Genomic DNA, 8,382 nt, shown 5'->3' with positions numbered 1-8,382 from the left:
CGCGGCGCCGCGGGGCCGGGGGAGACCGGCCGCCGAGCGGGCCGCGCGCGCGTCGGAGGCCGCGGCGGCACTGCCGCCGGGCTCCGCGCCCGTGCCCGGCGCATGCGTGCGTACGGCCTCGGTGGCGGCGATGGGCGCCTTGCCGTGGCCGGCCTCGTCCGTACCTCCGCCGGAGGCGACGGGCTGCGGGCCCTCCTGGGAGGTGGGGTACTCCGTCACGCGTGGATTTCCGTCCGTTTGCGCTCGATGTGCGCTGCACTCAACTCGGTCAGTCGCGGTATACCCGCTCAGCGGCCCGGGCACCATCACCCCGAGGTTCCTGCCCCAAACTTCTCTCCCGACCTCCGGCCGGGAGGTGCCCCTGACGGACCCCGCCCCCTCGTCGTCTCTCGTCGTGCGTTTGACCTCCGGTCACATCCCGTGTGTTGAGGGACACTTGCACAATGATGCGGCGACCGCACCGTCCCGCGCGCGTGATCTCGTGGAGGACGATCCTACGTTTGCACCCTGGGGGCGCATCAAGGGTCTCATGAGGTCATATGCGCCGAGGTGCGGTCCCAGTCCTCCGGAAGGGCCGGAATCGTCCAGGCCGGATCCGGCCGCCAGTCCTCCCAGCCGCCGGAGAACGGGGCTCCCCATTCCTTGATCACCTCGAGGGCCGCGCGGCCGGCCTCCCGTACCCGATCGGCCTGCTCACGGTCCATCAGGCCGCACCGCTGCGCCTGCGCGAACTCGTCCTCGTCCAGCCAGTTCCAACTGCGGTCCGGGTGGACGGCGATGTCCAGGAAGTGGTCCACGGAGTCCACCCCGCCGGCCCAGCGCGAGCGCGGCTCCTCCAGGTTCACGTACCAGTTCTTGAACTGCCAGTCGGGGCCCCAGAACAGCCACACCGACCAGGAGTCCCCGGGCCGGGCCAGTTTCAGGACACCGGCGCCGAACCAGCGTGACCGTACGGTGGTCCGCGGCGCCGTGTAGCGGGTGGCGAGCGGTTCCTCGTGGACGGAGGTGCCGTCGGCGAGCACCGGCTTGACGCATTCGGTGCCGGGGGCCATCCACACCGCCAGCAGCTCGTCCGTGTCTTGGACCACGGTCACCGGGCGGCAGATGTGGACCGGGCCCTTCAGCCCCGGGGCGTGGTCGCGGTAGCGCCACAGGATCTGCTCCCCGGGCGCCCAGCGCGGGCCCTGCGCGGGGCTCCGCGGCGCGCTCCGCGCCGCGGAGTTCCCGGGCTTGAAAGTACCTGTCATGCGCAGATCTTAGGGCGGGGGTCGCCGCGCCCGCTGCGGCGCAGGTCACCGGTGGGTTCGGTGATGAGAATCGACCGAATCAGGCCCCCGCCCGAGTGGGTGGTCGGACGGTCAGGGATGCGTCATGCGCAGCACGTCGAGGGCTTCGTCGAGTTGCTCCAGGGTGAGGGCGCCGCGCTCCACGTAACCGGACTCCAGGACGACCTCCCTGATCGTCTTGCGCTCGGCGAGGGACCTCTTGGCGACCTTGGCGGCCTCCTCGTAGCCGATGTAACGGTTGAGCGGGGTGACCACGGAGGGCGAGGACTCGGCGTATTCCCTGGCCCGGGCTTCGTTCGCGGTGATTCCGTCGACCGTGCGGTCGGCCAGCAGGCGGCTCGCGCTGCCGAGCAGCCGGATCGATTCGAGGAGGTTCCTGGCCATCACCGGGAGCATCACATTGAGCTCGAAGTTGCCGGCCGCGCCCGCCACGGCGACGGCCGCGTCGTTCCCCATGACCTGAGCGGCGACCATCAGGACGGCTTCCGGGACCACCGGATTGACCTTCCCGGGCATGATCGAGGAGCCCGGCTGGAGATCCGGGAGATTGATTTCGGCCAAACCGGTGCGCGGCCCGGAAGCCATCCAGCGAAGGTCGTTGGAGATTTTGGTGAGGGACACGGCGATCGTGCGCAGCATTCCGGAGGTTTCCACGAGGGCGTCCCGGGCCCCCTGCGCCTCGAAGTGGTCGCGGGCCTCGGTCAGCGGGAGTCCGGTCGCGTCGGCGACCTCGGCGATCACCGCGGCGGAGAACCCGGGCGGGGTGTTGATGCCGGTGCCCACCGCGGTGCCGCCCAGCGGCAGCTCGGCCAGCCGCGGCAGGGCCGCCCGCAGTCGCTCGACGCCGTAGCGGATCTGGGCGGCGTACCCGCCGAACTCCTGGCCGAGGGTGACCGGGGTGGCGTCCATCAGGTGGGTGCGCCCGGCCTTGACGACCTGCGCGAACTCGGCGGCCTTGAGCTCCAGTGCCGCCGCCAGGTGTTCCAGGGCCGGGATCAGCTCGCCGGTCACGGCGGCGGTGGCGGCGATGTGGATGGACGAAGGGAACACGTCGTTGGAGCTCTGCGAGGCGTTGACGTGGTCGTTGGGGTGGACCTCGCGGCCCAGGCGCTCGGTGGCGAGGGTGGCGATCACCTCGTTGGTGTTCATGTTGGACGAGGTGCCGGAGCCGGTCTGGAAGACGTCCACGGGGAAGTGGTCGTCCCAGCGGCCGTCCGCGACCTCGGCGGCGGCGGAGCGGATGGCGTCGGCGATGTCCTGGTCCACCACGCCGAGCTTCGCGTTCACCACCGCGGCGGCGGCCTTGATCCGGGCGAGTGCCTCGATGTGGGCGCGCTCCAACCGCTGCCCGGAGATGGGGAAGTTCTCCACCGCGCGCTGGGTCTGGGCGCGCCATTTGGCGTGCCGGGGCACCCGTACGTCGCCCATGGAGTCGTGCTCGATCCGGAACGTCTCGGCCTGCTGGTCATCCGTCATGTTCATGGCCTCCTCAAAAAGTTGAGCAATTGTCTTGTTCGAAGTGTTCCCAACTCCCCTACCGGCCAGTAAATACCGGGGGTAACACCCAGATCCGGGGAGGCGTTCCATGGCACGTGCCCGTACGAGACCCATGCTCAGATCTACCTTCGCCGCCGTCGCGGCGGTCGCGGCCGCCCTGGGGGGTGTCACCGCCATCACCCCCATGGCCCAGGCGGCGCCCACCTCCGGGGCCGTCGCCGTGCCGCTGTCGCCCGAGCTGGAGGCCATCCGGGCCGCGGAGGCCACCAAGATCTACGGCGACCCGGCCGTCCGCCCGCTGAACGAACGCAAAACCGGCCTGATCTCGCTGGGCGACAGCGAGATTTCGGGCGAAGGCATCGGCACCTACGACCCCGCGACCAACACGCCGAGCAACCAGTGCCACCGTTCGCCGGACTCGGCGATCCACCGCACCGGCATACCCGCCGACCTGACCTTCAACGTCGCCTGCTCCGGCGGCTACACCGGCAACATCAGGATCGGCGGCAGCAAGCAGTACGCCGACGAGCTGGTGCAGAGCGACAACCTGGCCGTCAAGGCGCGCAACACGAAGATCAAGATGGTGCTGCTGGTCGCCGGCGCCAACGACGACCTCCAGTTCGGCCCGGTCATGACCGACTGCGTGACCCGCTGGGTGCTCGGCCAGGGCACCTGCGAGCCCAAGTACGGGCCCGGCTGGCAGGCCCGCGTCGACGGCCTGAAGCCCAAGGTCGAGGCCACGGTCGCGGACCTCAGGACCGTCATGCGCGACGCCGGTTACGCCGACTCCGACTACAAGCTCGTCGTGATGGGCTACCCCAGCCCCATCGGCCCCGACTTCTACGACAACCCGAACTTCCCCGGCAAGCTCCCCGGCGGCTGCGCCGGCTACGACTCCGACGCGGCCTGGGGCCGCAACCACGCGGTGCCCACCTTCGAGAAGGGCATGCGCGCGGCCGCCCTCGCCTCCGGCGCCCTCTACCTGGACAACTCGCGGCTCTTCCACGGCCACGAGGTCTGCATGGAGGACACCTGGGCCCGCGGCCTCTACCTGGACCTCGGGGACCACTTCCCGTGGGACGAGAACACCGCCCGCCAGTCCTTCCACCCCAACTATCGCGGCCACGGCGCCTTCGCGTCCTGTCTGACACAGCTCTACAACTCGGGCCTGCGCGAGGCCTCCTGCGCCGACCCCGCGAGCACCGGGACCCCCGTCCTGCAGGCCGGAGCCTGGGACGACAAGTTCAAGGCCCTCAAGAACGAGGCGACCGGGAACTGCCTCGACTCCTTCGGCGGCTCCAGCGCGAACGAGACCAAGATCGTCGGATGGGACTGCCACGGCGGCCGCAACCAGGGCTGGTGGTACGACAGCGTCCGCAGGTCCGTCCACATCGAACTGACCCAGGACCGCTGCCTCGACGCCCCCGGCGCCCACTACGGCTCCGGCACCGGCCTGATCATCTGGAACTGCCACGGCGGCGCCAACCAGCAGTTCGTCCGCGACGGCGCCACCCTGCGCCCCGCCGCCGCCCCGGGCATGTGCCTGACGGTGGCCGCCGCCCACGAGCCGCTGCGCCTGCAGACCTGCAACGGGTCCACCAACCAGCGCTTCGCATAACCGCCCCGCACCCGCAGACCCCCCACGCCCGGCCGGCGCACCCCGGCCGGGTGTTGCCATGACGGGCGTCGTGCGGCACGCGACGCTCTCGCGTTCGGAGAACACATGTCCGCTGATCGGAGGGGGTGTTGTGGCAGGGTGACCGTGGCACCCGGGCCTCCGGCGGGCGCCGGCCCGATGCCTCGTATCCATGTAAGGGTGAGTCCGATCCTCGTAGCAGTCGCCGCCGTCCTGGTGGCCATCCCGGCCGCCGGCTTCCTCCTCGTCAAGGTGGTGCACCTGCTGGCGACCCGAAGGCCGGGCATGAGCCGCGGCGCCGTCGGCCCCTGGGTGGAAGGAGCCGTCGCCTGCATGTGCGCCGCGGTCCTCGCCTTCGCGCTGGGCGGCCTCAGCGGGATCGACTCCCGCCCCACGCGGCCCTGCCTCGAAGAACGCGCCGCACAGTTCGGCCCCCGGTCCTACCGGACACCCGACGGCGACATGAAGATCACCTCGCGGAGCTTCCCCCTGTCGAAGGTGTGCGACTTCCCCGACGGCACCAGCGTCGAGCTCGTCCCGGTGTGGACCAACCCCCTGATCGTGATCGCGCTGGCGGGCGTCGCCGCCTGCGGGGTGGGCGCCGTACGCGCCGGCTCCTCGTCGAGGTCCTCGCGCACCGCGGGGCAGCGGGCCTGACCGGTCCCGCCGACGCACCCCGCGTCAGCGGCCCTCCAACTGCTCCCGCACCTGCCTGGGCCGGTTGGTGATGATCGTGTCCACGCCGAGCCGCAGGCACAGCTCCACGTCCTGCGGCTCGTCCACCGTCCACACCCGCACCGACAGCCCCTTCGCCTTCAGCCGGGCCACCAGCCCCGGGTCCCGGCGTACGAGGTCGATGCCCGGGCCCGCGTGGGTCGCGTAGGGCGGGCGCACCGGCCGCAGCCGCCGCTCCATCAGGTAGACGGCGGGCAGGCCGGGCACGAGCCGGTGCAGCCGGGTCAGCGCGCCGCGCGAGAAGCTCATCACCTCGACCAGCCCGGCCGCCCCGTCGGCCAGCCCGTACTCCCGGAGCATCCGCGCCAGCTCGACCTCCAGCCGGCCGCCGGCCCGGGTCGGGTGCTTGGTCTCGACGGCGAGCCCGACCGGCCGGGGCGCGGCCAGCGCCTCCCGGAGCAGATCCTCGAAGAGCAGCACCCGGGCCCCCGTGTGCCCGGCCCCCTTCCACGCCCCGAAGTCGAGCGCGGACAGCTGTGCGTAGGTCATCTCGGAGACCACCCCGCGCCCGTCGGAGGTCCGCTCCACGCGCCGGTCGTGCACGCACACCAGCTTGTGGTCGGCGGTCAGCCGTACATCGCATTCGAGCGCGTCGGCCCCGTCGGCGATGGCCTGCCGGTAGGCGGCGAGGGTGTGCTCGGGGTGCTCGTGGGAGGCCCCGCGGTGGGCGACGACCCGGACGGCGCGGGCGGTGCGGAGGGAGGATGCGGCAGTCATACGGAAATCCTTGCAAACCGGGGTGAACGTGCAGGCGTGCAGCTGTGTCCCCGACGTTAACCGGATGCGGAGCCCCGTACGGGCGGGCAGGGTGACGTCATGCCCGAGCCGACGACGATGTCCCTGCCCTGCGAGCCGTGCCGGCGCTGCGTGTTCCACGCGTGGCAGCTGATCGACCGGGACGAGCTCTGTTGGCGAGCCGAGTGGGAGTGCGACACCTGCGCCTTCGGGGCCCCCGACACCTGTGGGCGCGACGAAGGGCGGGGGCCGGCGCCCGGTGACGTCCGCGCGGCCGTCGTCGCGGCCGAGGGGACCGTTCTCGTGGACCTCCGGGGCGGCGGCGTGCCCGCCCTCAGGGCCGTCCGGAAGGTGCTCGGACTGCCCCTGGCGCAGCTGCACGCCGCCGTACGGGACGGCTACCGGGCCACCCCGGTCGAGGCGGAGCTGATCACGCGGCTGATCACGGGGTGGACGGCCGCGGGGACAGCGGCGCCGGGGTGACCTTGAACCCGCCCTTGGTGACCTCGGTGAAGGGGGCCGGGGCCATGCACGTGCCCACACGGGGCTCGGACACCGACCCGTCGGACCCCACGTCGACGTTGGCGATGCCCCACGAGAAGCCCAACCGGTCCGGGCCGCCGCGTTCCCCGTCCTGGACGCTGATCCCGATCCGCTTGCCCTCCCAGCCGACGTTCGAGGAGGTGACCACCGCGGTGACCGTGGCCGTCCGGCCGCCGGTGACCAGGCAGTCCACCTCCGCCTCGCCGACCGCGGTGAAGTTCCCGTCCGGCATCGCGTGGTAGATCGTCACCTTGCCGCGCGCGTCGACCGGCATGCCCTGCTCCCCGCCCGGCGCGGGGAAGGGCCTGCTCCACGGGGCGGCCTCGGCGTCGACCGTGAAGCGGATGTCGTGCGACGCGGGCACATAGGGGTAGCGGATCGTGCCACCCCCGTGCACCGCGGCGACCTTCGGCGCGGTCGGCGCCGCGGAGGCAGGGGCCGCGGGGGCGGGCGCCGCGGCGATCAGGGTCGCCATCAGCGCGGCCGCGGTTCCGGCCAGGACGAGGGCGCGCTTACGGTTCTTCATCGTGAACTCCCTTTGACAGTGGTGCCGTTCGGCTACGGGAACAGCCTCGCCGGGAGCTCTTCGGCCTGCCATCTGCCGATGGGTGGATATGCCTGAGGGCCTCTCCCCCGATCGGGGGAGAGGCCCTCAGGCCCTCGCGCTACAGACCCGTCCCGGCCTCGGTCCCTGGTTCACGGAGCGTGCAGACGAGTGGGACGTGTTGGCTGTCCGGAGGCTGGACCGACTCTCCCGCCGTGCCGGCCACTTCGCCGAGATCGTTGACTGGTGCCGTGAGCGCGGCAAGGCAATCGTCTCGGTCAGCGAGAGCATCGACATGAGCACCCCTATGGGGAAGATGTTCCCTCAGATCATCGCGGCCTTCGCCGAGGGTGAGCTGGACACCATCCGCGCCCGCGCGCTCTCGGGCTCTCAAGCTCGTAAGGCCAAGGGTGTTTGGATCGGTGGTGTGGAGCCGTTCGGATACCACTTCGAGCGGCAGGAAGGTGGCGGGAAGAAGCTCGTTCAGGACCCCACCTACGCGGAACTGTTCCGCGAGATTGTGGAGCGCCTGAAGGGTGACTGGTCTTCCTGCAAGATTGCGGTTGATCTGAATAAGCGCGGTGTCCCTACGTGGAGGGATCATCTGCGCATCGCGAAGGGCGAAGAGCCGAGGGCTGTCGCCTGGACGGCAAACGCTATTCGCGCCGGATGACCTCGACACGACTGTTGGATCGTTTGTGAAACTCACCCTTGGGTCGCTGCCTGTCATGGAGCGTGCCGGAAATTCCGTCAGTGAGGCCAAGGGTGAGCTTTCCGAGGCCGAGGCCACCTTGGATCGCCTCGAATCTGATTACCTGGCCGGACGCCTCAAGACCGATGTTCAGATCGAGCGGTACTGGGGGCGGTATGAATTCCAGTCGAAGAAGGTCGAGCGACTGAGGGAAGAAATTAAAGCGGCCGAGAGTGTCCCGGCGTGGAAGGAAACGGGGCGCACCTACTCTGAGGAGTGGGTCACCAAGGGCGACGAGCAGAAGCGCGTCTTCCTGCAACGGCACGCGATTACCGTGACCGTAGGAAGCGCGGAGGACGGTTCCCGACGCGTGCTCGTCCGTGTACCTGAGGTGGCCGAGATCGCCGATGAAACGGGCCTCCACGTCCCTGAGGGATGCGAATGGACCTCCCCGGAGGTCGAGTTCATTCTTCCAGCCAGGAGGGTGTACACGCGGAAGTGGCTAGATAGATCCATCGCAGCTCCACTGACCCCCGTTGCATCTAGACGCGACGGGGGGCTCTTCATGCCCTCTCCATTCAAACGGCTCCATTCATCGCGTTCGAGCGCCGTCCTCGATTCGACTCGGATCAGGTCGGATTCAAGCTGACGACGCGCACGGCTGGCATTTCCCTCGCCGAACTTGCTTCCGTGCAAGTGGTGAAGCGTCAGTCGG

At 70.3% G+C, this 8,382-nt stretch carries 9 protein-coding genes and 1 pseudogene; 5 read left to right on the top strand and 5 right to left on the bottom strand.

All coding sequences use genetic code 11. From position 1 onward, the window contains the following. From AB8A24_RS20130 to AB8A24_RS20120, 3 genes and pseudogenes are all read right to left on the bottom strand, one after another. A pseudogene (locus tag AB8A24_RS20130) lies at positions 1-219 on the bottom strand (MFS transporter); the annotation flags it as partial. Between the two features lie 308 nt (positions 220-527). Beyond that, a complete protein-coding gene (locus tag AB8A24_RS20125; protein ID WP_328961865.1) occupies positions 528-1,247 on the bottom strand; it encodes a DUF402 domain-containing protein in 720 nt (239 codons plus the stop codon). Between the two features lie 111 nt (positions 1,248-1,358). Next, positions 1,359-2,762 (bottom strand): class II fumarate hydratase, encoded by a 1,404-nt coding sequence (locus tag AB8A24_RS20120; RefSeq protein ID WP_328961864.1) that lies wholly within the window; start codon positions 2,760-2,762, stop codon positions 1,359-1,361. 109 nt (positions 2,763-2,871) lie between these two features. On the opposite strand from AB8A24_RS20120, the gene AB8A24_RS20115 reads away from it, so the two are divergent. Both AB8A24_RS20115 and AB8A24_RS20110 read left to right on the top strand, forming a co-directional pair. Beyond that, the gene (locus AB8A24_RS20115; RefSeq protein ID WP_369476956.1) at positions 2,872-4,401 is read left to right on the top strand and encodes a ricin-type beta-trefoil lectin domain protein; all 1,530 of its coding nucleotides are present in this window, start codon (positions 2,872-2,874) and stop codon (positions 4,399-4,401) included. Between the two features lie 198 nt (positions 4,402-4,599). Continuing rightward, a complete protein-coding gene (locus AB8A24_RS20110; RefSeq protein WP_369476954.1) occupies positions 4,600-5,076 on the top strand; it encodes a hypothetical protein in 477 nt (158 codons plus the stop codon). Positions 5,077-5,100: 24 nt separating this feature from the next. On the opposite strand, the gene AB8A24_RS20105 is transcribed toward AB8A24_RS20110, so the two are convergent. After that, positions 5,101-5,871: a glycerophosphodiester phosphodiesterase gene (locus tag AB8A24_RS20105; protein ID WP_369476953.1), complete on the bottom strand. Its 771-nt coding sequence runs from the start codon at positions 5,869-5,871 to the stop codon at positions 5,101-5,103. Positions 5,872-5,970: 99 nt separating this feature from the next. Between AB8A24_RS20105 and AB8A24_RS20100 the strand changes: the two genes are divergently transcribed. Continuing rightward, positions 5,971-6,372: a hypothetical protein gene (locus tag AB8A24_RS20100; protein ID WP_369476951.1), complete on the top strand. Its 402-nt coding sequence runs from the start codon at positions 5,971-5,973 to the stop codon at positions 6,370-6,372. Here the strand turns inward: AB8A24_RS20100 and AB8A24_RS20095 are convergent. Then, the gene (locus tag AB8A24_RS20095; protein WP_328961859.1) at positions 6,332-6,958 is read right to left on the bottom strand and encodes a hypothetical protein; all 627 of its coding nucleotides are present in this window, start codon (positions 6,956-6,958) and stop codon (positions 6,332-6,334) included. The genes AB8A24_RS20100 and AB8A24_RS20095 overlap by 41 nt on opposite strands. An 88-nt stretch (positions 6,959-7,046) precedes the next feature. Here AB8A24_RS20095 and AB8A24_RS20090 point away from each other — a divergent pair, with 88 nt between their 5' ends. Together AB8A24_RS20090 and AB8A24_RS20085 are read left to right on the top strand one after the other, a co-directional pair. Continuing rightward, the gene (locus AB8A24_RS20090) at positions 7,047-7,649 is read left to right on the top strand and encodes a recombinase family protein (protein WP_369476966.1); all 603 of its coding nucleotides are present in this window, start codon (positions 7,047-7,049) and stop codon (positions 7,647-7,649) included. A gap of 25 nt (positions 7,650-7,674) precedes the next feature. Beyond that, positions 7,675-8,316 carry a hypothetical protein gene (locus AB8A24_RS20085; RefSeq protein ID WP_369476948.1) on the top strand — a complete coding sequence of 214 codons (642 nt, stop codon included), beginning with the start codon at positions 7,675-7,677 and terminating at the stop codon, positions 8,314-8,316. The last annotated feature ends 66 nt before the right edge of the window (positions 8,317-8,382 follow it).

Origin of the sequence: Streptomyces sp. BF23-19, assembly GCF_041106355.1 — a bacterium.
GTDB lineage: Bacteria > Actinomycetota > Actinomycetes > Streptomycetales > Streptomycetaceae > Streptomyces > Streptomyces virginiae_A.
This window is presented reverse-complemented; position numbering and strand designations above follow the sequence as displayed.

Bases quoted from the DNA above. Each gene is read 5' to 3' on its own strand.
- AB8A24_RS20125 (WP_328961865.1), bottom strand. From the start codon at position 1,247: ATGACAGGTACTTTCAAGCCCGGGAACTCCGCGGCGCGGAGCGCGCCG.
- AB8A24_RS20120 (WP_328961864.1), bottom strand. From the start codon at position 2,762: ATGACGGATGACCAGCAGGCCGAGACGTTCCGGATCGAGCACGACTCC.
- AB8A24_RS20115 (WP_369476956.1), top strand. From the start codon at position 2,872: ATGGCACGTGCCCGTACGAGACCCATGCTCAGATCTACCTTCGCCGCC.
- AB8A24_RS20105 (WP_369476953.1), bottom strand. From the start codon at position 5,871: ATGACTGCCGCATCCTCCCTCCGCACCGCCCGCGCCGTCCGGGTCGTC.
- AB8A24_RS20100 (WP_369476951.1), top strand. From the start codon at position 5,971: ATGCCCGAGCCGACGACGATGTCCCTGCCCTGCGAGCCGTGCCGGCGC.
- AB8A24_RS20095 (WP_328961859.1), bottom strand. From the start codon at position 6,958: ATGAAGAACCGTAAGCGCGCCCTCGTCCTGGCCGGAACCGCGGCCGCG.
- AB8A24_RS20090 (WP_369476966.1), top strand. From the start codon at position 7,047: ATGCCTGAGGGCCTCTCCCCCGATCGGGGGAGAGGCCCTCAGGCCCTC.